Source organism: Streptomyces sp. NPDC032472 (genome assembly GCF_040636955.1).
In the GTDB taxonomy this organism is placed as follows: domain Bacteria; phylum Actinomycetota; class Actinomycetes; order Streptomycetales; family Streptomycetaceae; genus Streptomyces.
Map to the genome: position 1 here is coordinate 122,068 of NZ_JBEZVK010000011.1, position 22,978 is coordinate 145,045.

19 protein-coding genes and 1 riboswitch are annotated in these 22,978 nt (G+C 70.9%); of the genes, 9 read left to right on the plus strand and 10 right to left on the minus strand.

The window, feature by feature from the left end:
• Positions 1 to 224 precede the first annotated feature (224 nt).
• Positions 225 to 380, plus strand: a riboswitch (cyclic di-AMP (ydaO/yuaA leader).
• A 13-nt stretch (positions 381 to 393) separates the two neighbouring features.
• Together AB0F11_RS09630 and AB0F11_RS09635 are read left to right on the plus strand one after the other, a co-directional pair.
• Positions 394 to 1,191 carry a M23 family metallopeptidase gene (locus AB0F11_RS09630; RefSeq protein ID WP_362170130.1) on the plus strand — a complete coding sequence of 266 codons (798 nt, stop codon included), beginning with the start codon at positions 394 to 396 and terminating at the stop codon, positions 1,189 to 1,191.
• Between the two features lie 215 nt (positions 1,192 to 1,406).
• On the plus strand, positions 1,407 to 2,072 hold the full coding sequence (locus tag AB0F11_RS09635; protein ID WP_362170132.1) for a GntR family transcriptional regulator: 666 nt from the start codon (positions 1,407 to 1,409) through the stop codon (positions 2,070 to 2,072).
• Between the two features lie 219 nt (positions 2,073 to 2,291).
• Here AB0F11_RS09635 and AB0F11_RS09640 read toward each other — a convergent pair whose 3' ends face one another.
• Positions 2,292 to 2,573: an HPr family phosphocarrier protein gene (locus AB0F11_RS09640; RefSeq protein WP_362170134.1), complete on the minus strand. Its 282-nt coding sequence runs from the start codon at positions 2,571 to 2,573 to the stop codon at positions 2,292 to 2,294.
• 184 nt (positions 2,574 to 2,757) lie between these two features.
• On the opposite strand from AB0F11_RS09640, the gene AB0F11_RS09645 reads away from it, so the two are divergent.
• From AB0F11_RS09645 to AB0F11_RS09660, 4 genes are all read left to right on the plus strand, one after another.
• Positions 2,758 to 5,553: a GNAT family N-acetyltransferase gene (locus AB0F11_RS09645; RefSeq protein ID WP_362170136.1), complete on the plus strand. Its 2,796-nt coding sequence runs from the start codon at positions 2,758 to 2,760 to the stop codon at positions 5,551 to 5,553.
• 50 nt (positions 5,554 to 5,603) lie between these two features.
• Positions 5,604 to 6,197 carry a DUF5998 family protein gene (locus AB0F11_RS09650; protein WP_361904782.1) on the plus strand — a complete coding sequence of 198 codons (594 nt, stop codon included), beginning with the start codon at positions 5,604 to 5,606 and terminating at the stop codon, positions 6,195 to 6,197.
• The gene (locus AB0F11_RS09655; RefSeq protein WP_362170138.1) at positions 6,197 to 7,399 is read left to right on the plus strand and encodes a nucleotide pyrophosphatase/phosphodiesterase family protein; all 1,203 of its coding nucleotides are present in this window, start codon (positions 6,197 to 6,199) and stop codon (positions 7,397 to 7,399) included. Before AB0F11_RS09650 ends, AB0F11_RS09655 begins: the two co-directional genes overlap by 1 nt.
• Positions 7,400 to 7,460: 61 nt before the next feature.
• Positions 7,461 to 8,111, plus strand: a complete 651-nt coding sequence (locus AB0F11_RS09660) for a thymidine kinase (protein WP_362170140.1) — start codon at positions 7,461 to 7,463, stop codon at positions 8,109 to 8,111.
• Between the two features lie 141 nt (positions 8,112 to 8,252).
• Here AB0F11_RS09660 and AB0F11_RS09665 read toward each other — a convergent pair whose 3' ends face one another.
• The 7 genes from AB0F11_RS09665 to argC form a co-directional block, all read right to left on the minus strand.
• Positions 8,253 to 9,194 carry an ABC transporter permease gene (locus tag AB0F11_RS09665; protein WP_362170142.1) on the minus strand — a complete coding sequence of 314 codons (942 nt, stop codon included), beginning with the start codon at positions 9,192 to 9,194 and terminating at the stop codon, positions 8,253 to 8,255.
• A complete protein-coding gene (locus AB0F11_RS09670; protein WP_362170144.1) occupies positions 9,181 to 9,981 on the minus strand; it encodes an ABC transporter ATP-binding protein in 801 nt (266 codons plus the stop codon). Before AB0F11_RS09670 ends, AB0F11_RS09665 begins: the two co-directional genes overlap by 14 nt.
• A gap of 53 nt (positions 9,982 to 10,034) precedes the next feature.
• Positions 10,035 to 11,156 (minus strand): aliphatic sulfonate ABC transporter substrate-binding protein, encoded by a 1,122-nt coding sequence (locus AB0F11_RS09675; RefSeq protein WP_362170146.1) that lies wholly within the window; start codon positions 11,154 to 11,156, stop codon positions 10,035 to 10,037.
• A gap of 324 nt (positions 11,157 to 11,480) precedes the next feature.
• Entirely contained in the window at positions 11,481 to 12,803 is a 1,323-nt protein-coding gene (locus tag AB0F11_RS09680; protein ID WP_362170148.1) for a GTP-binding protein, read from the minus strand.
• A gap of 2 nt (positions 12,804 to 12,805) precedes the next feature.
• Positions 12,806 to 13,678 carry a sulfate adenylyltransferase subunit CysD gene (gene cysD, locus AB0F11_RS09685; RefSeq protein WP_362170212.1) on the minus strand — a complete coding sequence of 291 codons (873 nt, stop codon included), beginning with the start codon at positions 13,676 to 13,678 and terminating at the stop codon, positions 12,806 to 12,808.
• Between the two features lie 86 nt (positions 13,679 to 13,764).
• Complete coding sequence (gene cysC, locus AB0F11_RS09690) at positions 13,765 to 14,328, minus strand: adenylyl-sulfate kinase (RefSeq protein ID WP_362170150.1); 564 nt, start codon at positions 14,326 to 14,328, stop codon at positions 13,765 to 13,767.
• A 167-nt stretch (positions 14,329 to 14,495) separates the two neighbouring features.
• Positions 14,496 to 15,524, minus strand: a complete 1,029-nt coding sequence (gene argC / locus AB0F11_RS09695) for an N-acetyl-gamma-glutamyl-phosphate reductase (protein WP_362170152.1) — start codon at positions 15,522 to 15,524, stop codon at positions 14,496 to 14,498.
• Positions 15,525 to 16,641: 1,117 nt separating this feature from the next.
• On the opposite strand from argC, the gene AB0F11_RS09700 reads away from it, so the two are divergent.
• The 3 genes from AB0F11_RS09700 (at position 16,642) to AB0F11_RS09710 (ending at position 20,744) form a co-directional block, all read left to right on the plus strand.
• Positions 16,642 to 19,530 (plus strand): BTAD domain-containing putative transcriptional regulator, encoded by a 2,889-nt coding sequence (locus AB0F11_RS09700; protein WP_362170154.1) that lies wholly within the window; start codon positions 16,642 to 16,644, stop codon positions 19,528 to 19,530.
• Between the two features lie 123 nt (positions 19,531 to 19,653).
• On the plus strand, positions 19,654 to 19,827 hold the full coding sequence (locus AB0F11_RS09705; protein ID WP_362170156.1) for a hypothetical protein: 174 nt from the start codon (positions 19,654 to 19,656) through the stop codon (positions 19,825 to 19,827).
• Positions 19,828 to 20,030: 203 nt separating this feature from the next.
• Positions 20,031 to 20,744 carry a response regulator transcription factor gene (locus AB0F11_RS09710; protein ID WP_362170158.1) on the plus strand — a complete coding sequence of 238 codons (714 nt, stop codon included), beginning with the start codon at positions 20,031 to 20,033 and terminating at the stop codon, positions 20,742 to 20,744.
• A gap of 4 nt (positions 20,745 to 20,748) precedes the next feature.
• Here AB0F11_RS09710 and AB0F11_RS09715 read toward each other — a convergent pair whose 3' ends face one another.
• Both AB0F11_RS09715 and AB0F11_RS09720 read right to left on the minus strand, forming a co-directional pair.
• Complete coding sequence (locus tag AB0F11_RS09715) at positions 20,749 to 21,822, minus strand: acyl-CoA dehydrogenase family protein (protein ID WP_362170160.1); 1,074 nt, start codon at positions 21,820 to 21,822, stop codon at positions 20,749 to 20,751.
• Between the two features lies 1 nt (position 21,823).
• Positions 21,824 to 22,978: an acyl-CoA dehydrogenase family protein gene (locus tag AB0F11_RS09720; protein ID WP_362170162.1), complete on the minus strand. Its 1,155-nt coding sequence runs from the start codon at positions 22,976 to 22,978 to the stop codon at positions 21,824 to 21,826.

Sequence of the window (22,978 nt, forward strand, 5' to 3'; positions counted from 1 at the left end):
GGATGAGGCGCCGACGTGCTGTCGGCGCACCGGCGAACCGCCGACGGACGAAGGGCCCCGATGGCTTGGCCATCGGGGTCCTTTATGTCCAATTGGCGCCAAGGTTGCCCGTATGGGGTGTGGCGTACGCAACAAAAGCGCGCGTCTGTTTGGCGATTGACTGATGATCCGCCTAGCGTCGGGCGTGCTGTCCGTCAGTTTGTACGCGCCGCACCCGCGGCACCGGGCAGCGATCGCCGAGTCCCCGTCAGGCGTGAGCCTGGGGAGCCGGGGACCCACATGTCCCTGGGGTGAATCGGGCCGCCTCGCCAGAGGGGCCCGTAGGAGACCTTCCTGCTCCGAACCCGTCAGCTAACCCGGTAGGCGAGAAGGAAGGAAAGGATCAGCCCCTCCATGGCTTTTGGCAGTCGTGCCGCCGGCAAGCACCGTGGTTCCAGCCGTCTGAGCCGCAAGACCGCCGGTTACGCCGGCGTCGCCGCCCTCGCCACGACCGGCGTCGTGGGCACCCTCGCCGCCCCGGCGTTCGCCGCGACGGACCACAAGGGCCCCTCCATGGAGGACACCGGTCTGAACGCGGTCGTCACCGCCGAGGACCTCCAGGGCCAGATCGAGGCCCAGGCCGAGGCCCAGCGCAACGCCGCGGAGGCCGCCGCCCTCAAGGCCAAGGCCGAGGCCGACGCCGCTGCCCGCGCCGCCGAGGCCAAGCAGAAGGCCGAGGAGAAGGCGAAGGCCGAGCGCGAGGCCGCCGAGCGCGCCGCCCGCGAGGAGGAGCGCAAGCGCCTCAACACCTTCGTCTCGCCGCTCGACGACACCTACATCAGCACCCAGTACCACGCCGGCGGCGGCATGTGGTCCTCCGGCAGCCACACCGGCATCGACTTCCACGCGGCCTCCGGCACCTCGGTCCACGCGGTCGGCTCCGGCACCGTGGTCGAGGCCGGCTGGGGCGGTGCGTACGGCAACAACGTCGTCATCCGCCACAACGACGGCACGTACACCCAGTACGGCCACATGTCCTCGCTGAGCGTCTCCGTCGGCGAGACGGTCACCCCGGGCCAGCAGATCGGCCTGTCGGGCTCCACCGGCAACTCCAGCGGCCCGCACCTGCACTTCGAGGCCCGCACCGGCGCCACGTACGGCTCGGACATCGACCCCGTCTCGTACCTGCGCAGCCACGGCGTCGACCTCTGACCGACGCGCCGTCGAGCGGCGCCGCCGCACCGCTTCGCACAGGACCCCGGCTCACCGAGCCGGGGTCCTCGCGTTGTGGCCGCAAAGGCCGCCGATTTCTGCGGGCGCTCGGAAAATTCGGCGTATTGCAATAGAGTCTCGGTACGATCCCGGTGCGGTGGCGGCAAAGGCGACCGGCAGCCGGAAGAGGCGGAGAAATAGGCGGAGGTCCGGTCTTGCGTATTCCCGCGCACGCGGTATGCACTGCAATCCGCGACGACATCGTCTCCGGGGCATTCGAACCGGGCGGCCGGCTGACCGAGGAGGTGCTGGCCCGGCGCTACGGCGTCTCCCGCGTCCCCGTCCGCGAGGCGCTGCGGACCCTGGAGTCCGAGGGGTTCGTGACCACCCGCCGGCATGCGGGCGCGTGCGTCGCCGAGCCCACCGAGCAGGAGGCCGCCGACCTGCTGGAGCTGCGGATGCTGCTGGAGCCGCTGGCCGCGGCCCGGGCGGCCCGGCGCCGCACCGAGGCGCACCTCAAAGTGCTGCGCGGGCTGGTCAGGCTGGGTCAGGAGCGGGCCCGGCAGGGCCAGGGCGAGGACCTGCGGGCCCTGGGAAGCTGGTTCCACGAGACGCTGGCGCAGGCCTCCGGCAGTCCCGGGCTGATCGCGATCCTCACGCAGATGCGGCACAAGGTCGCCTGGATGTACGTCGTACAGGCGCCGCAGCGGCCCGTGGAGTGCTGGGCGGAGCACGGGGCGATCGTGGATGCGGTGGCGCGCGGCGACGCCGAGCGGGCGCGGGCGCTGACGGCGGTGCACGCGGACCGGACGTCCGGGGCGTACCGGCTGCGCGTGAGGACTTCGCAACGTGCCGTAAACATGGCGAGCGGCTCCCATTAACAAAACCCGCGTATGAATGGGGGAGGGTCGAAGAGTCGCCGTATTCTTGTGCGCCTTTCCCCGGAGCATTTTCTCGGCGTATTTTCTCTGCGCTTCTTCTGGGCGCCTTTCCCGTGCCGGGCATGAAGGAAAACGGCAGGAGCCGCGGCCGCCGGAAATTCCGGTGGCCGCGGCTCCTGCCGTTCTCGCGCCGCCCGCGCGACAAGCGAACCCGAAGGGTCAGACGGTCTCGGGAAGCTCCTCGAGCCCCTCGGCGACCAGCTTCGCCAGGCGGTCCAGCGCCGCCTCGGCGCCCTCGGCGTCGGACGACAGGATGATCTCCTCGCCGCCCTGGGCGCCCAGGCCCAGCACCGCGAGCATGGACGCGGCGTTGACGGGGGAGCCGTCGGCCTTCGCGATGGTCACCGGGACCCCGGAAGCGGTCGTCGCGCGGACGAAGATCGAGGCGGGACGAGCGTGCAGGCCCTCGGCCCAGCCGACGTTGACGCGGCGCTCTGCCATGGTGATGCCCTTCAGGTTCTTACGGTTGTCTAGACCACTATCCCACAAGGTCCCGAGTGCTCCGACCGGCCTCCCGCCCGGATCCCCCGAGGTGCGAACCACCCCAGCTTGCACCGGTTCACCCCGGCTTGCCGCGTCCGCCGCGCAGGAGCTCCCGGGGCCCCTCTGGCCTTAAGATCGCCGCATGACCACCGCGTCGGACCCCGCGTACCCGGCCCACTGGGAGGCCGACGTCGTCCTGCGCGACGGCGGCACCGCCCGCATCAGGCCCATCACCACCGAGGACGCCGGCCGGCTGGTCAGCTTCTACGCGCAGGTCTCCGACGAGTCGAAGTACTACCGCTTCTTCGCCCCCCACCCCCGGCTCTCCGACCGCGACGTCCACCGCTTCACGCACCACGACTACGTCGACCGCGTCGGCCTCGCCGCGACCGTCGGCGAGGAGTTCATCGGCACCGTCCGCTACGACCGGATCGACTCCGACGGCCGGCCCGCCTCCGGCCCCGCCGACGAGGCCGAGGTCGCCTTCCTCGTCCAGGACGCCCACCAGGGCCGCGGGGTGGCCTCCGCGCTGCTGGAGCACATCGGCGCGGTGGCCCGGGAGCGCGGCATCCGCCGCTTCGCCGCCGAGGTGCTGCCCGCCAACACCAAGATGATCAAGGTGTTCACGGACGCCGGCTACCAGCAGAAGCGCAGCTTCGAGGACGGCTCCGTCCACCTCACCCTCGACCTGGAGCCGACCGCGAAGTCCCTCGCCGTCCAGCGCGCCCGCGAACAGCGCGCCGAGGCCCGCTCCGTCCAGCGGCTGCTGGCCCCCGGCTCCGTCGCCGTCATCGGCGTCAGCCGCTCCGGCGGCGGCGTCGGCGCGGCGGCCCTGCGCAACCTCCGCGACAGCGGCTTCCGCGGCCACCTCTACGCCGTGAACGAGGCCGTCTCGGCCGACCTGCTGGACGGGGTCCGCGCCTACCGCTCCCTCGCCGACATCGACGCCCCGGTCGACCTCGCCGTGGTCGCGGTCCCGGCCGAGCGGGTCCCGCAGGTCGTCGCCGCCTGCGGGGAGCACGGGGTGCAGGGGCTCGTCGTGCTGTCCGCCGGGTACGGCGAGAGCGGCCGGGCGGGTCTGGACCGGCAGCGCGAACTGGTCCGCCAGGTGCGCTCGTACGGGATGCGGCTGATCGGGCCCAACGCCTTCGGCGTCATCAACACGGCGCCGGAGGTGGGCCTCAACGCCTCCCTCGCACCCGTCCCGGCTCCCGTGCGCGGCCGGATCGGGCTGTTCACGCAGTCCGGGGCGATCGGCATCTCGCTGCTGTCCGCCCTGCTCCGCCGCGGCGAAGGGCTGTCCTCCTTCGTCTCCGCCGGAAACCGCGCCGACGTCTCCGGCAACGACATCCTGCAGTACTGGTACGAGGACGAGGCCACCGACGTGGCCCTCATGTACCTCGAAACCCTCGGCAACCCGCGGAAGTTCACCCGCCTCGCCCGGCGCACCGCCGCGGTCAAGCCCGTCGTCGTCGCCAAGGGCGGCCGCCACACCCCGGCCGGCCACGTCGTGCCCGGGACCCGGCTCCCGGAGACCACCGTCTCCGCGCTCCTGCGCCAGGCGGGCGTGATCCGGGTCGACACCGTCACCGAACTGGTCGACGTCGGGCTGCTGCTGGCCTCCCAGCCGCTGCCCGCCGGGCCGCGCGTGGCGATCCTGGGCAACTCCGAGTCGCTCGGCTTCCTCACGTACGACGCCTGCCTCGCCCAGGGGCTGCGGCCCGGCGCGCCCCTGGACCTGACCACGGCCGCCTCCCCCAAGGACTTCGGGCAGGCGCTGGCCGCGGCCCTGGCCTCCGAGGCCCACGACGCCGTGGTCGTCACCGCGATCCCCTGGGTCAGCGAGCACGCGGACGGCGACGACCTGGCCGACGCCCTGCGCGACGCGGTGGCCGCGCACCCCGGCAAGCCCGTGGCGGTCGTCAACGTCGAGCTGGCCGAGCTCGTCGACGCCCTCTCCCGCGAGGACGTGCACATCCCCGCCTACCCCGCCGCCGAGCGGGCCGTCCGCGCCGTGGCCGAAGCCGTCCGCTACGGGCAGTGGCGGCGGGCCAACGCCGACGCCGGGCACGTGCCCGAGTACGAGGACATCGACGAGGCCGGAGCCGCAGCCCAGCTCGCCCGCCTCCTGGCCGCCGCAGCCGGAGCCGGAGCGGGCACGGACACGGGCACCGGCCCCGGCGCCGCTGCCGCCCTCGGCGCCCCCGCCGGGCTCGCCTCCCACCGTGCCCGCGCCCCCCTCGGCGACGGCGTGCTCACCCTCGCCGACGCCGACGCCGCCGAGCTGCTCGCCCGCTACGGGATCCGGGTCCTGCCCACCCTGCCCGCGCCCACCCCCGACGCCGCGGTCCGGGCCGCCGCGACCCTGGGATACCCCGTCGCGCTCAAGACCACCGCCCCGCACCTGCGCCACCGCGCCGACCTCGGCGGCGTACGCCTCGACCTGACCACCGAGGCCGAGCTGCGCCGCTCGTACGACGAGCTCACCGACCTCCTCGGGACCCCGGCCGAGCTGCTCCCCGTCGTCCAGGCCATGGTCCCCCGCGGCGTCGACACCGTCGTGCGCTCCGTCATCGACCCGGCCGCCGGCGCCGTCCTGTCCTTCGGGCTCGCCGGCGTCGCCTCCGAGCTCCTCGGCGACACCGCCCACCGCCTCGTACCCGCCACCGACCGTGACGTCGCCGGACTGATCCGCTCCATCCGCACCGCGCCCCTGCTGTTCGGCTGGCGCGGCAGCGACCCCGTTGACACCCCCGCCCTCGAGGAGCTGCTGCTGCGGCTGTCGCGGCTGGTGGACGCCCATCCCGAGGTGGTGGGCGTCACGCTCGAACCCGTCGTCGTGGCGACCGAGGGCCTCTCCGTGCTGAGCGCCGCCGTCCGTATCGCCCGTCCGCCCGCCCGCACCGACCTCGGCCCCCGGACACTCCCCAGCTACTGAGCGGGTCAGGGGCGGCCGGGGCGCCCCGTACGGGCCTTAGGATGGACCCCATGGCGAAATCCGGTACGACGACCCAGGGGCTGCGCACGGCGATCGAGCGCAGCGGCTACTACCCGGCCCTCGTGGCCGAGGCCGTGGAGGCCGCGGTGGGCGGCGAGCCGATCTCGTCGTACCTGGTCCACCAGGAGACCACCTTCGACTCCAACGAGGTCCGCCGGCACGTCACCGTCCTGGTCCTGACCGACAACCGCTTCATCGTCAGCCACACCGACGAGCAGGCCGCCGACGCCGGGTCCCCGTCCCCGTACGCGACCACCTCCACCGAGTCGGTGAAGCTGGCCAGCATCTCCTCGGTGGTGCTCAGCCGCGTCGTCGCCAACCCCGAGTCGTACACGCCGGGCACCCTGCCCCGCGAGGTCGTCCTGACCATCGGCTGGGGCGCGGTCTCCCGCATCGACCTGGAGCCCGCCGCCTGCGGCGACCCGAACTGCGACTCCGACCACGGCTACACCGGGAACTCCACCGCCGACGACCTCAGCCTGCGCGTCAGCGAGGCCGGCGACGGCCCCGAGGCGGTCCGCCAGACCCTGCTGTTCGCCCAGGCGCTCTCCGAGGCGACCGCGGCGACCTCCTCCGCCCGCTGATGTCCTACTCCGCACCGCAGAACTGGGACGAGCCGGAGCTGCTGGACCTCGCCGGCGCCCCCGTGCCCGAGTACGGCTCCGGCTCGCTCGCCGACCTGCTGCCGACGCTGGTCGCCGGCCAGGGCGTGCCGGGCTACACCGCCTCCATAGCCGAGCTGACCCCGGCCGACCGCAACTGCGTCTTCCTCGTCGACGGCATGGGCTGGGAGCAGATCAAGGCCCACCCCGACGAGGCCCCGTACCTGACCTCCCTGCTCGCCACCTCGCGCGGCGGCACCGGGCGCCCCCTCACCGCGGGCTTCCCGGCGACCACCGCCACCTCGCTGGCCTCCGTCGGCACCGGGCTCCCGCCCGCCCGCCACGGCCTGCCCGGCTACGCGGTGCGCAACCCCGCCACCGGCGCGCTGATGAACCAGCTGCGCTGGAACCCGTGGACCGAGCCCAAGGCCTGGCAGCCGTACCCGACGGTCTTCCACGAGGCCGACGCGGCCGGCGTGGCCACCGCCCAGGTGTCCTCGCCCGCCTTCCAGACCACCCCGCTCACCAAGGTCGCACTCAGCGGCGGCACCTTCCTCGGCCGGCTGAGCGGCGAGGAGCGGATGGACCTGGCCGCCGAGCGGCTCGCGGCGGGCGACCGCTCGCTGGTGTACACGTACTACAGCGAGCTCGACGGGGCCGGCCACCGGCACGGCGTCGACTCCGACGCCTGGCGCGGCCAGTTGATGTACGTCGACCGGCTGGTGCAGCGGCTCGCCGAGCAGCTCCCGCCGCGCACCGCCCTGTACGTGACCGCCGACCACGGCATGGTGGACGTCCCCTTCGACGAGGACTCCCGGATCGACTTCGACGAGGACTGGGAGCTGGGCGCCGGCGTCGCGCTGCTCGGCGGCGAGGGCCGGGCCCGGCACGTGTACGCCGTACCGGGCGCCGAGGCCGACGTGCTGACCGTGTGGCGCGAGGTGCTGGGCGACCGGTTCTGGGTCGCGAGCCGCGAAGAGGCCCTGGAACTGGGCTGGTTCGGGCCGCCGGCGGAGTGCGACGAGCGCGTGCTCGGGCGGATCGGCGACGTGGTCGCCGCCGCCCACGCCGACGTCGCGATCACCGCGTCCGTGAACGAGCCCAACGAGTCGAAGCTCGCCGGCATGCACGGCTCCATGACCGCGGCCGAGCAGCTCGTCCCGCTGCTCGAAGTCCGCACCTGACCGGCACCGCCACCGCCACCGCCAGCCGACCACGACCGACCCGAAAGGTCCCGTTCCCTCCATGCCCGAATTGGTGTTTTTCTCCGGCACGATGGACTGCGGGAAGAGTACGCTGGCGCTCCAGATCACCCACAACCGCTCGGCCCGCGGCCTCGTGGGCGTGATCTTCACGCGTGACGACCGCGCGGGCGAGGGCAAGCTGTCCTCGCGTCTCGGCTTGGTGACCGAAGCGGTCGAGGCGGCGGAGGGCATGGACCTGTACGCGTACCTGGTCGACCAGCTCTCCAGTGGCGGCAAGGCGGATTACGTGATCGTGGACGAGGCGCAGTTCCTGGCCCCCGACCAGATCGACCAGCTGGCCCGCATCGTCGACGAGCTCGACATGGACGTCTTCGCCTTCGGCATCACCACGGACTTCCGCACCAAGCTCTTCCCCGGCTCGCAGCGCCTGATCGAACTGGCGGACCGGCTGGAGCAGCTCCAGGTCGAGGCTCTGTGCTGGTGCGGCGCCCGCGCCACGCACAACGCCCGCACGGTGGGCGGCGAAATGGTCGTGGAAGGCGCCCAGGTCGTGGTCGGCGACGTGAACCGCCCGGCGAAGGAGATCGGCTACGAGGTCCTCTGCCGCCGCCACCACCGCCGGCGAATGACGAGTGCCGCTTCACAGGCGGGTGCGCTGTCGCCGGACGTGCTGCCGGTCACCTCCGACTGAATCCCTGTTCGAGAGCGTCTGGCTCCCGCTCCGGCGATGGTGCGCGGGTGCTTTTGGCTGCAGGTTGGGTCCTGGCCTGGGGTTTCTCCCGGGGCGGGGTTTTCTCTGTCTCGTGTCGAAGGACACTCCGTAAGGGGCGGGTCAGCGGGCGGCGGTGAGCAGACCGCGACCGCGCAGCACCCGGCGCTCGATGGGGGAGAAGACCAGCAGGTCGATCACGACGCCGACGGCCAGGATCAGCAGGATGGCGAGCTCGACCCGGGCCATGTCGGAGGCGACCCGGCCGTTCTCCAGCAGCTGGCCCAGACCCAGGCCCAGATCGGGGGAGCTGGCGATGAGCTCGGCGGCCATCAGCGAGCGCCAGGAGAAGGCCCAGCCCTGCTTGAGCCCGGCGAGGTAGCCGGGCAGAGCGGCGGGCAGCAGCACATGGCGGGTGCCGCGCAGTCCGGTGGCGCCCATGGTGCGCCCGGCCTGCAGATACAGCCGGGGCACCTGGTCGATTCCGGAGATCAGGCCGTTGGCGATCGACGGGACGGCGCCGAGCAGGATGACCGCGTACAGGGCACTGCCGTTGATGCCCAGCCAGATGACGGCGGCCGGCACCCAGGCCACCGAGGGCAGCGACTGCAGACCGGAGAGGATCGGGCCGACGGCGGTGCGCAACGGCCGGACCCGGGCGACCAGCAGCCCGACAGGGGTGCCCACGGCGAGCGAGACCAGAAAGCCGAAGAGGCCCCGGGAGACGCTGGTCCAGATCACCGAGAGGGTCTCGCCGCGGTACCACAGGTCGGTGAAGCTCGCCCAGACCCCGCCGGGGCCGGGGAACTTGTAGGAGGGGAGGACCCCGGCCGCGTACACGCCCTGCCAGACCGCCAGCACCAGCGCCACCGCCGCCAGGGGCGGCAGCACCTTCTCCCGCAACAGCTGGGAGAACGGGGTGCGGCGCACCTGGATGGCGTCGAGGGCGTCGAGTCCGGCCTCGACCCCGGCGAGGTCGGCGACCTGGTCCGGCGCGGCGTCCGGCGTGGTGTCCGGCGTGGTGTCCGGCGTGGCCTTGGGGACGGCGGTCTCAGTGCTGGCCATGGCGACGGATCTCCTTGCGCAGTTCTGCGGTGATCTCGACTGAGAGCTCGGCCACTCCGCTCGATTCGATACGGCGCGGCTGCGGCAGGTCGATCCGCCACTCGCGGGTGATCCGGCCGGGGCGGGAGCTCATCAGCACCACGCGCTGGCCGAGCCGCACCGCCTCGCGGACGTTGTGGGTGACGAAGACGACCGACAGCCGGGTCCCCTGCCAGATCCGGGTCAGCTCCTCGTGCAGCACATCGCGGGTGATGGCGTCGAGCGCGGCGAACGGCTCGTCCATCAGCAGCACCGGGGAGTTCTGGGCCAGGGCCCGGGCCAGCGCGACCCGCTGCCGCATACCGCCGGAGAGCTCGTGCACCCGCTTGCCGTACGAGCCGCCGAGGCGGACCAGCTCCAGCAGCCGCTCGGCCTCGAGGCGGCGCTCGGCGCGCGGGAGATCGCGCAGCAGCAGCGCCAGCTCGATGTTGCGGCCGGCCGTCAGCCAGGGGAAGAGCGCATGCTCCTGGAACATCAGGGCGGGGCAGCCGCCGGCCGCCTCGACACTGCCGGAGGTGGGCCGCTCCAGCCCGGCGACCAGGTTGAGCAGGGTCGACTTGCCGCATCCAGAGGCGCCCAGCAGGCAGAGGAATTCTCCGGGGCGGACATCGAGGGTGATGTCCTCCAGTACCGCCGTCTCGCTGCCGGGGCGGCCGAAGGACTTGAAGACACGGTCGAGCCGGACCGCGGGTGCGGGCGGCGCGGCGACGGACGGACCGTCCTGCTCCTCGGCCAGCGCCGGAGCCATCCGGTCACCTCCTGGTACGTCGGCGGGCAAGTGCACCGGAGTCGGTGCGTCGGTCATCCGGCGCCGAGGCCGGCGGCGTCGACCGCAGGCCGGCCGGCGGATTTCAGGATCTCGTTGAGCGGGGCCAGGTCGTAGATCCCCTTCAGGTCGGCCTGGTTCAGCAGTCCGGCCTTGACCGCGTGGTCGGCGCTGGTCTGCAGCGAGGACGCCACCGGGTCGTCGGTGAAGTCGAGGCTGGCCCAGGCGGCGTCGAGCACGTCGTCGGGCAGACCCTTGCCGGAGAGGCGGCTGAGCTCGGCGTTGGCGTTGGCCTTGGCCCGGTCGGGGTGGGCCTTGATCCAGGCGTTGGTGGCGACCGAGCCGCGCAACACCGCCGCGACCACGTCCGGGTGCTGCTCGAGGAAGCGCTGGGAAACGATCACATGGGTGATCGCGAACTTTCGGTCCGGCCAGAGGTCCCTCTCGTCGATCAGGACCCTGCCGCCCTCGGAGACCAGCTTCGAGGCGGTGGGCTCGGGCACCCATGCGCCGTCGACCTGGCCCGTCTTGAAGGCGTTGGGGGTCTCCTTGTTGTCCAGCCGGACCACCGAGACATCGCCCTTGCCGGTCTGGGCGTCGACCTTCCAGCCCTGCTCCGCGATGTAGTTGAGCAGCGCCACGTCCTGGGTGTTGCCCAGCTGTGGGGTGGCGATCTTCTTGCCCTCGAGGTCGTCGACCGTCTTGATCTTCTCGTTGACGACCAGTTTGACGCCGCCCGAGGCGGAGCCGGAGATGATCCGCAGGCTCTTGCCCCCTGACTTGACCCAGCCGTTGACGGCCGGGGAGGGGCCGATCCAACCGATGTCGATGGAGCCGGCATTGAGCGCCTCGATCTCGGACGGGCCGGCGTTGAAGACCTGAGCCCTGATCCGGGTGCCGCCGAGCTCCTTGGCGAAGAGACCCTCCTGCAAACCCACCAGCACGGTGGCATGGGTGAGGTTGGCGAAGTAGCCGATCTTCACGGTGTCGCTGGACAGCTTCTTGCCGGTGCCTGCCGCCGCCGGGGAGACGGCGGTGTCGGGCGCGTTCTTGCCGTAGCCGCAGCCGGAGAGCAGACCGATCAGGGAGAGCCCGGCAACGGCAGCGGCTACAGCGCGTCTGACCCCGTGGGAGCCGATACGCGGGGCGGAAGTCATGGCGCGAGTGGTGTCCTCTGCTGGAGTGGCCCCGGCCGGCTGTGGCGGGCCGGGACCGTACGGAAGGTGGGCGGACGCGGCGCTGGAGCGGGGACAGGACGTCAGCAGGCGGAGGTGCCCCGACCTGTCGCGCCACATCGCGCCACGCCCCTGGCCGCTGCTGCCGATGCGGTCGCCTTCCTTGTCCGTGTCGGAGAACGCCTCGCCGGTCATTTCCGTGCCGGGGGTGGTTCCGCCCGCGGGGTCGATCAGCAGAACGACCCCGTACGGCGGTGTTGCCGCACGGTGCCCCGCCGCTGGTCGCGGTAGCCGGCCCCACTGCGATCAAAGGTGCTGGTCTCCCGCTCGCGCGTCGACCATCCCCGCGGCGAGCGTCGCCCCGTCCTGCGGGTCGATGAGCAGGAACGAGCCGGTTCGCCTGTTCTCCGCGTAGTCGTCGACGGCAAGCGGCTCGGCAGTGCGGATCCGTACGCCGCCGATGTCGTTGACGGACAGACCGTCCGGGCAGGGCAGCCGGTGCGCATCGGTGACGTCCATGCTGTAGTCGATCTGCTCCACCATCGCCGGGACCGTCCTGGTGGTGTGTTTGAGCAGGACGCGCTGTCGTGCGCGCAGCGGGCGTTCGTGCAGGTGGCACACGTTGGCCCTGATGTGCCGCAGCATCTGTGGAGGCGGGCCCGCGGTCAGCAGGTCGCCCCGCGAGACGTCGATTTCGTCGGCGAGCCGGACGGCCACCGACTGGGGTGCCCGCACGCTCTCTGTCTCCTTGCCGAGCACGCTGAGACCGACGATCGTGCTGGACTCCCCTGACGGTTGCACGACGACGCGGTCCCCGACCCTGAGGAGGCCGGAGGCGAGTTGTCCGGCCGGCCAGCGCTCCACCACCTGCTGGCTCTCCGACGGGTGCCGGATCACGTACTGCACCGGCAGGCGCAGCGGCTTGCTGACCGGATCCGCTCCGACCGGCACGTTCTCCAGGTGGGACAGCAGCGTGTCGCCGTCGTACCAGTCCATCCTGGTCGACGGTTCGACCACGTTGTCGCCGGTCAGCGCCGACATCGGGATGGCGGTGACGTCCGCGACGCCCAACTTGCGCGCCCGCTGGGCGAACTCGTCCGCGATCGCGGTGAAGGCGGACTCCTGGAAGCAGACGGTGTCCATCTTGTTGACCGCGAGCACGACCTGCGGCACCCGCAGCAGCGCCGCGATCGCGGCGTGCCTCATCGTCTGCGCGATCACGCCGTTGCGCGCGTCGACCAGGATCACCGCCAGGTCTGCGGTGGAGGCGCCGGTGACCATGTTGCGGGTGTACTGAACGTGCCCCGGGGTGTCCGCGAGGATGAACCGCCGGGCGGGCGTCGCGAAGTAGCGGTACGCCACATCGATGGTGATGCCCTGCTCCCGTTCCGCCCGCAGGCCGTCGGTGAGCAGAGCCAGGTCGGGGCCGTCCTGCCCGCGCCTGCGGGACGCCTCCTCGATGGCCGACGCCTGGTCGGCGAGGACGGACTTGGTGTCGTAGAGCAGCCGTCCGACCAGGGTGGACTTGCCGTCGTCGACCGACCCGCAGGTGGCCAGCCGCAACAGGCTGCCCGGGAGTCGACCGGTGGAGCGCGTCTGAACCGCTGTTTCTGATAGGTCCGTTGACATGTCTAGAAGTACCCCTCTCGCTTGCGGTCCTCCATGGCTGCCTCGGACAGCCGGTCGTCAGCCCTGCTCGCACCGCGCTCGGTCACGCGACTCGCGGCGATCTCCGCGATCACCTCTCCCACCGTCGAGGCGGATGAGTCGATCGCGCCGGTGCAGGACATGTCACCGACGGTGCGGTACCGGACCTGGCGCTCGCGCACGGACTCCTCGTCCCGGGGCCCGCCCCACTCACCGGGTGCCAGCCACATGCCGTCGCGCCGGAACACCTTCCGCCAGTGCGCGAAGTAGATCTCCGGCAGTTCGATGCCTTCGCGCTCGATGTACTGCCAGACATCGAGCTCGGTCCAGTTGGACAGAGGGAAGACACGGAAGTGCTCGTCGGGCCGGTGGTGACCGTTGTAGAGCTGCCACAGTTCGGGCCGCTGCCGGCGCGGCTCCCAGGTGCCGAACTCGTCCCGCAGGCTGAACACGCGTTCCTTGGCGCGTGCCTTCTCCTCGTCGCGCCGGCCGCCGCCGAACACCGCGCCGAAGCGCCCCTCGCGGATCGTGTCCAGCAGCGGAAGGGTCTGCAGTGGATTGCGGGTGCCGTCCGGCCGCTCGCAGAGCGTGCCGTCGTCGATATACGACTGCACGGAGGCCACGTCGAGCCGGAGGCCGTACTTCTCGACGATCCGGTCCCGATAGGCGATCACCTCGGGGAAGTTGTGGCCGGTGTCCACGTGCAGCAGGGAGAACGGCAGCGGCGCCGGGGCGAACGCCTTGAGCGCCACGTGCAGCATGACGATCGAGTCCTTGCCGCCGGAGAACAGCAGCGTCGACCGGTCGAACTCCCCTGCCACCTCACGGAAGATGTGTGCCGCCTCGGCCTCCAGCATGTCGAGGTGCGTCAGCGGCGGCGCAGGATCCACCGGGGAGCTGACGCGTCCGGAACTGTCGGTGAGCACGGCCCGCTCGGCGCTGCTCATGACAGACCCCGTGCCGTGAGCAGCGCCCGCACCTGCCGGACCGACTCCTCGACCGTCTGGTGCTGGGTGTCGACCCGCAGATCGGGGTCGAGAGGCACCTCATAGGGGTCGTCCGCGCCGGTGAGTCCGCTGAGTTCACCCGCCGCCTGCCTGGCGTACAGCTGCTTGACGTCCCGGTCGGCACAGACCTCCACCGGAGTCGCCACGTGCACCTCGACGTAGCGGACGCCACGCGCCGCGTGCAGGTCCCGGACCGCCGCACGGGACAGCGCGTAGGGGGCGATGACCGGCACCAGCACCGTGACGCCGTGCTCGGCGAGCAGCCCGGCCAGGAAGCCGATGCGTCGCACGTTGGTGTCCCTGTCCTCCTTGGAGAAACCCAGGTCCGCCGACAGTGCGGCACGGACCTCGTCGCCGTCGAGGACCTGGACCCGGTGCCCAGCGGAGCGCAGCCGCTCGGCGAGAGCCGTCGCGATGGTGCTCTTGCCCGCGCTGGGCAGCCCGGTCAGCCAGACCGTGCCACCTTGCCATTCGGCTGGTGTGCTGTGGGGTTCGCTCATGTGCGGATCTGCCTTTCGCGTGAGTTGTGGGTCGACGCTCCCGCGCGTGCCTGGCTGAAGGGCTCGGTCACGTCGGTGCAGATGCCCGCGGCGATGGCGGCCGGGTTGCGGCCGCGTATGACACCGGCCAGTGGACGGGAGGCAGGACCTCTCCATGCGGCCCGGGCTCACAGGGGGTGGAGACCGGGGAAGGTCAGGCCGAGGGTCTCGGGTCGGCCCATGCGGATGTTGAGGCATTGCACGGCGTTGCCTGCGCCGCCTTTGACGAGGTTGTCCAGGGCAGCGATCGTGGTCAGGCGGCCGTTGTCCTCGTCGACTGCGAAGCCGACGTCGCAGAAGTTGGATCCCAGGAGGATCTTCGGGTCGGGGTAGCGGTAGATGCCGCGTTGGTGCGCGACGACGCGGACGAAGGGTTCCTCCGCGTACTGCTCGCGAAAGGCCCGGCGTACGGTCTGTTTGTCCACCCCGGGGCGCAGGGTGGCATGGCAGATGGTCTGCACCCCGCGGACCGCTTCGACGCCGGTGGCGGTCATCGCGGCCGACAGGCCCAGATGCCGCGATATCTCGGCTTCGTGGCGATGCCCGGTGGGCGCGAAGACGCGCATGGAGCCGCTGCGTTCGGCGTGCAGGTTGGCCGGGCCGGCCGTGGCCCCCGAGCCGCTGGAACCGGTGCGGGCGTCGAACTGAGCCCCTCGCTCCAGATCGATCAGATTGCGGGCCACCAGGGGATACAGGGCGAGTACGCCGGCCGCGGCCATGCAACCGGGCACGCTGATGAGGTCCGCGGTGCGCAGACTCTCGCGGTGCAGTTCCGGAAGGCCGGGCACGAAATCGTCGAGTAGATGCGGGGCCTGGTGTTCCTCGCCGTAGTAGCGCCGGAAGACCTCGGTGTCATCGAGCCGGAAGTCCCCGGTCAGGTCGACGACGAACTTGGACCGCTGGGCCCAGTGATCGATCTGGGTCATCGCCACCCGGTGGGGCAGCGCGAGGAACACCGCGTCGCACTCTGCGACCTCCTCGGCCGAGCAGAAGGTCAGATCGGTGACGGACCGCAGATTCGGATGCACACCGTCGACCCGTTTCCCCGGGAAGCGGGACGAGACCGCGCCCACCACCTCGACCTCGGGGTGTCCCAGCAGCAGCCGCAGCAGCTCCCCACCGATGTAACCGGCCGCACCGGCCACCGCCACCCGCATCACGGCCGTACCCCCCTCACCGCAGAATTCCGGTCCACGACCACGACTCCCTCCAGCCCGAACCAACCACCCGTGCGAGAGGAAACTACGAACCCGTCCGCCGCACCCGCGTCCGCGACAAACACATTCCGAATGAGACGCCAGAATTGCTTTCCTGCCGCGCGACTAAGCGCTTCGATTACGCGGCCCCCTGCTGACTGCGCCCGACGTCCCGGTTGACCTGCTCGGCGCGGCCCCTCGGTGCGCGCGAAAACCTGGTGGTAGTTGCCGTGCGCAGAGTGGGTAATCACGGTGATTGCACCGGATAGACCTGCTGATGCTGTCTCCGTTCGACCGGGGCTCTGATGCCGGTATTCGGTACGGAGGATCCACCGTCGTCCACCGTCACCACCCAACCGCCCGTGGAAGGCTCGTCGGCCGGGTTCCGTACGGGGAAGAGAAGGGGACCAAGACGGGAAGACTGCACCATGTAGCGGTGGTATGTGTGCACACCAAGAAGTTCGACGTTCATACTGCTCCTCGTGATGCCGAGTCATCAACTCCTTTGTGTCCAGCAGTCGACTTCGGGTTCCGCGTCCGGCAGGTTCGGGATCGGTCACCGCTCGAGGTGCCCACGGGCCGCCGATCACGTCCTGCCGAACGCACCTGGGCGCGACCGTAGCCGCCTGCTCGTCGACATCGCGTGCGGGTTCGATCGCGCTCCACGCGCCTATGCGGTCGTCGACGGCGACACGTTGGAGCTCACCCGCGAACGGTCGCCACGGCGCGACAGGATCTTGTTGCCGTGATCCGTCCGACCGCCCGATGACACATGTCGGTCAGGTACGTTCTCCTCGCTCAGGCAGGGGTAGGTACTCCGTGCGCAGTCGAAGGTGCCAGGGTGCGCGGTGCGGTGTGGGTGTATGCCTGGCACAGGAGCTGTGCGGGTGATTCACTTCCACCCAGTGGGGTGTCTCACCTCACCATCCGCGGGGGAAGACAGGGTACGGTGACATCAAAACCTGGTGAAAGCGACACGGATTCTCGACCCGAATTCGCCATGCTGGGTTCCCTGGAGGTACGCAGCGGCGGCTCGCTCGTACCTGTCAACGGAGTGCTGCAACGACGTGTCCTCGCGATGCTGCTGCTCGATGCCGGCCGTGTCGTACCCATCGCCCGGTTGGTGGTGGCCGGCTGGAACGAGGAACCGCCGGACAGCGCCGAACACCAGGTGCGCAAGGCGGTGGCCAAGCTGCGCAGCCGCATCCCGCACGGGCCCGAGATCATCGTGACGGACGGGCCCGGATACCGTGCGGTCGTCGAGACCGGGCAACTCGATCTGCTCAGCCACCAGCAGCTCCTGCGAGAAGCCAGACAATCGGTGGCCGAGGGCAGGCCGGAGCGGGCCGCAGCGCAGCTGCGAGAGGCGCTGGCCTTATGGCGGGGACCGGTGTTGGCGGGTTCCGGAGGCCAGGTGATCGACGCGGCCTCGACGGCCCTGGAGGAGCAACGGCTCACCGCTGCCGAACAGCTCTACGACCTCTGCATCGATGCGGGCGAGGCCGCCGAGATCACGGGTGAGCTGCGGTTGCTGGTGGACGAGCATCCACTGCGCGAGACGCTGCGCAGCCGGCTGATGCTCGCGCTCTACCACTGCGGACAGCGGGCCGCTGCGCTGGACGAGTTTGCCCGGGTGCGCGATCGCCTCGCCAACGAGCTGGGCATAGACCCCAGCGCGGAGCTCATCGAACTGCGTGAGCGCATCCTGCGTCAGGACCCTTCGCTCGTCCGCGTGGAACGCTCCATCGCGGGTTCCCCGCCACCGGTGACCGAGGCCCCGCACGTGCTGCCGTTCGACGTACCCGACTTCTCGGGCCGCAGCTCGGAACTGAAGTGGGTCTGCAATGCGGCCGGACGTACCCCTGAGGGGGTGCCGACGGTCCTCGCACTCGACGGCATGGGCGGCAGCGGCAAGACGGCCCTGGCCGTCCGCGCCGCCCACCAGCTGGCCGGGCAGTACCCGGACGGCAGTCTCTTCATCGATCTGCACGGCTTCACTCCGGGACAGGCGCCGCTCAGCGCGTTCCACGCACAAGGGGACCTGCTCGCCGCCGCGGGAATCTCCGGCGACGAGCTCCCCACCGTGTCGGCGGGACGCTCCGCGCGATGGCAGTCCTACATGCGAGGCCGTCGCATGGTGCTGATCCTGGACAACGCCGCTGCCTCCGAGCAGGTGCGGGCACTGATCCCCTCCTCCTCCGACAGCTTGGTCCTGATCACCAGCCGCCCTCGGCTGACTGGACTGGACGGAGTCGAATGGCTTTCCGTAGGCGCTCTTTCGGAGGTGGACAGCCAACAGCTCCTGCGCACCACCCTCGGTGGCGAACGCGTCGAGCGGGAACCGGCCGCGGTCAGTGAGCTGGTTCGGCTGTGCGGAGGACTGCCGCTGGCGGTCAGGATCGCCGCCGCCCGGTTGGCGAACCGTCCGCACTGGACCGTCCAGAGGCTCGTCGAACGACTGGGGGACCACAACCGGCGCCTGGACGAACTCACCAGCGAGGGAAGGGGCGTTGCGGGCGCACTGCTGCTGTCGTACCAGTCCATGCCCGGCCAGCAGCAGGCAGCCTTCCGGCTCCTGGGCCACCACCCGGGACGCCATCTGGACACGCGCGAAGCCGCTGCACTGCTGGACACCGACGTCCTGACGGCCGAGGACGTGCTGGAAGAACTGGTCGACGTACGGTTGCTTGAGGCCAGGGAGCCGGGTGTGTACACCCTGCACGATCTGGTGCGGAGCTTCGTGCAACGGCTCGCACAGGAGCAGCGGGAGCCGGCGGACGGGCAGGCGGTGCAGCGGCTGCTGGACTACTACCTGCGCACGGCGGAACAGGCCTGCGACACGGTGTTCCCCGGACGCCGCCGCATCGGGCACGAGCAGGAAGACCAGGCCGACAACGAGTTCGACCACAAGGAGAAGGCGCTCCAATGGCTCGACCAGCACCGCGACAGTCTCCTGGCGGCGGTGGACGTCGCACACGCCGAGGGACTGCTGTGGTACGCGGCACGTCTGCCGCGTGAGCTGGGCTTCCATTCCAGCATCCGGGGCTACGACTCCAGCGCCAACGTGGCGCTGGAGAAGGGCGTCAGCGCGGCACGGCAGCTCGGGGACCGGTCGTTGACGCGGCTGAACCTGATGAACCTGGCCATGGGCAAGTGGCGCCTCGGTCAGCTGCGCGACGCGGTCGGCCGGCTGGAAGAAGCCGTCGACCTGTCCCGGCAGCTGGGGGACGAATACGGCGAGGCGGAGTGCCGGGCCCGACTGGGACAGGCGTACTGCAGCATGGGAGATCTGGAGCGCGCGCTGCAGCTGAACCAGGAGGTCAGCACACGCGCCCAAGAGCTGGGTTTCACCCGGCTCGACGGCTCGTCGCTCAGCATGCTGAGCCTCATACTGGTGCGGCTCGGGCGGTTCGAGGAGGCGAGGGAGTCGGCGGAGCGGGCGGTGGCCATCTTCGACTCGATCGAGGAGATCCAGCTTTCCGTTACCGCGTTGAACTACCTCTCCCAGGCGATCGAGGGTCTGGGGCGTTTCGAGGAGGCGCTCGCCCGGGCAGACGTGGCGCTGGAACGGTGTCGGCGCATCAGCATGCCCGCGGCACTGCCGCTGGTGCTCGCCCGCAGAGCCGACGTACTCGTGCGCATGGGCGAGCTGGACGAGGCGGCCGAAAGCGCCGACGACGCCCTCACCAAGGCCACCAGCAGCACTGGCGACATCTACCGGGCCACCGTGCACCTCTCGGTCGGGCGTGTGCGGTACGAGCAGGGGGACCTGGACATGGCGCTGGCTCAGCAGCAGCTGGCCCACGACATCGCCTGCCGTATGGAATTGCGCTATGACGAGGCGTGCGCGCTGTGGGGTCTCGCCCGTACCGCCGAGGCCCAGGGGCGTCTGCAGACGGCCCGGGAGCACCGCCTGGCGGCGCACAGCCTCTTCTCGCTCATGAAGGTTCCGGAGCCCGTACGGTGAGCCCCCTGTACAGGGCGTTCCGCGGTGCGGGGATGGGACGGGTGTCCAGGGGGGATCATGCCGGGAAGAGGAATTGCGAAGATCAGTGGAGCCGCAACGGAGCGTTTCTCAAGGAGTTCCCTCATGCGTTTCACCTTTGCCGTCACCACCTCTGTCATCGCATTCGGGGCATTTCTGGGTGGAATCGTGACGTCCTCCGACGCGTCGCAGACGGTCCAGCAGCACGCCGCGGCCTCCGGCTTCCGGGCGGACGTCGTCGTTCTGCCCAAGACCGAGGAAGACCACGGCAACGGCTGAGCAGGTGGTCCGCAGCCACCGGGTGCGGACCGCCACTCGCTTCCGGCCCCTCCCATCGCATGCGTTGACGCCCGTCATGCCGATGATGCCGGAGATGCGCCTGGCGCCGCGAATCCTGCGTTCTCCTCCTGCGCTTTCCGTGCGCGTCATCCCCTTTATGGCATCGAGGCTCATCCCAAACTATTTTATCGAGGGGCAACACAATGACCATTAGGGTGCTCATCTGTGACCAGCTGCCCGTCATCGCGGACGGTCTCAAGACCCTCCTCGACGCCCTGCCGGACATCGATGTGATCGGCACGACCGACAACGGCATGGAAGCCATCGTTCTCGTGCGTACCAAGCGCCCCGATGTCGTGGTCACGGATCTGAACCTCCAGACCCTCTCCGGCCTCGAGTTGATCCACAGGCTCGGTCAGGAGGACGAGCCGCCCCACGTCGTCGTGTTCACCGCGGCGGACAACGACAAGACGGTGAGCGACGTGCTGCACGCCGGCGCGAGCTGTCTGCTCGGCAAGGACGCGAGTCCGCAGGAGCTGATCTCCGCGATCCAGGGGGCGGCCGCCGGGCAGACCATACTCGCACCGGACATCGCTCAGCGCCTGGTCACCTGGTTCCGTATGCAGCCGGAACCCCAGGAGAGCGAGGCCTGTCCGGAAGTGGACGAACTGACCCCGAGGGAACGGGAAGTGACCCGGTTGGTGGCCCAGGGGATGTCCACCGAGGACGTGGCCCGCGAACTGCTCATCGGCGAGGCCACGGTCCGTACCCACCTCTACCGCGTGCGCACCAAGCTCGGCGTCCGTGACCGGGCCGAGCTCGTGTCGCTGGCCTACCGGACCGGACTCATCCACTCGGCCGCCCAGCCCCTCAGCGACGAGAGGGTGTTTTCGCTGGGGGGCCTGCGGGCCAGCTGATCCCTTACGGCAGGGCTGCCGTCGCGACCGGGGGCTCCGCGCACGCCGCGGAGCCCCCGGCCGTCCGGATACGGTCGGCGCCGACCGTACGCCACAGCGCGGCGGGGTCGCCGTACCGGGCGGACTCGGCGGCAGCCAGCCGGAAGTACCGGTGCAGGCCCAGCTCTGACGTCATAGCGCGCACTCCGCAGCTCTGCATACACAGCCGCACCACGTCGCGGGCGGTCTCGGCAGCCATCGCCAGCGCCATGACCGGCGCGGTCCCGACGGCGTGAGGCTCGGAGTCGACCAACCAGGCCCCCCGGTACACCGTCGCCCTGGTCGCGCGCACCGCCACCATGGCTCGCGCCAACGGGAACGAGACCGCGGGCAGATCACGCAGCCTGGTGCCGAACTGCTGCCGGAATCCGGCGTACTCCACCGCGACTCGGTGCGCGCCGTCGGCGATGCCCAGCAGATAGGCGGCCTGCCGCAGCCGCGCCCGCGCGAGCGGACCGGTGGGCGAGTCGTCCAGAGTCCCGACGACGTCCGCCGCGGCGACCGGCGTGGCTTCCAGGCGGACGACCGGCGGCCAGCACCCGCTCTGCGTGGTGCGGCCACGCGCCCCGCCCGCCACCCCGACGAGCACCGGCTCGCCGGCTGTCCTGGCGGCCACCAGCAGCGTCCCGGGTTCCGCGGCGTCGACCGTGACCGTGCCGGTCAGCTCCCAGCGGCCCGCTCGCGGGGTCGCGCTGACCTCACTGCCGACCGGCAGCGCTTCCAGTCCGGCCAGCGCCGCGCCTGCCGGGCCACCCATGTCGGCCGCCATCGCGTCGGCCCGGTAGGAGTTGCCGCATGCCGCGCGGCCGAGCTCCTCGCTGACGAGCACCCCGGCCGTCAGGCCGAGGCCGAGACCGCCGGCGGAGGCAGGTCGTTCGAAATCGGCCGCGCCGAGTGCGTCGAGCACCGTTCGGGTCGGACCCGCGGCTCCGTCGGTCACCGGCGCGCCGTGCAGCTCGATCCGAGCGGGGACGCCCGCAAGGCCCGTACGCAACGCCTTGCGCAACTGGACGACGAGTGGATCGGGGGTGAGGTCCATGTCAGTGCTCTTCCTGTCCGATGGAGTCGAACGCGGCGGCCATGATCTGGAGCATCACCTCGGAGGTCCCTGCCGACAGCGTGAGTCCCGGCGCCTCCCGGTAGGCGGAGTCCAGGGTCACAGCCGCCCTGGTGCGGTTCGCGCGCTGCTCGGGGCTCGGGATGTCGGCGGCCCACGCCGCGATGCTCTGGGCGAGTTCGCTGCTGTGGTACTTGGCGACGGCGGCCGAGACCTGATCGACCTGATCCGACGCGATGCCGGTGAGCACTTCCCAGGCGAGGACGTGGTCGGCCGTCAGCGCGCCGTACCAGCGGCCGATCTGCTCGAGGCGGTCGTCGTGCGCAGACTCAGGGGCGTCGCCGATCAGGGCGTCCAGCGCGGCCTCGAGCCAGCGCTCCGCCTTGAGGTGGTAGTCGAGACCGGTGCGTTCGATGGCGAGCGCCTCGTTGAGCAGCGGCCACCCCTCGTCGCGGGGACCGAGGAGGTCGTCGCCCGACACCGGAACCGAGTCGAGGTCCACCCGGTGGAAGTGCTCGTCGCCGATGCCGGGTAGCACCGACACCGTCACACCGGGAGCGCCCATGTCGACCAGGAACAGACTGATTCCCTGGTACTTACCGGCACTCGGTGTCGTACGGGCCGCGCACAGCCCGAGGTCGACGAACCGTGTCTTGAGGCTGAACACCTTCGTGCCGGTGATCCGGTAGCCGTCGCCGTCGGGTTCGGCCACGGCCCGCAGCGCACCGAGATCCGACCCCGCGTCCGGTTCGGTGTAGAGCACCGAGGCGAAACTCTCACCGCGGGCCAGCGCGGGCAGGTACCGGCGCTTCTGCTCGTCGCTGCCCGCCATCAGCAGGAACTGGCCGACGATCTGGATGGTGTTGACGTGGAAGGTGTCCGGCACCCCCGCACGCACCAGTTCCTCGGCGACGATCGCGGCGTCGGTCAGCGGGCGGCCCTCTCCGCCGAACTCGACGGGCCAGTGAACGGCGAGCAGCCCCAGCTTTCCGAGCAGACGGTAGAGCGGACGCGCGTCCGGCTCGACACCGTCCGCGCCGGTGGCCTCCGCCGCTGCGGCACGCACCTCGGCGGAGCGCAGCGTCTTTCGCACGCTCGCCCGGAACCGTTGTTGATCCTCGGTGAATCCGAACCGCAT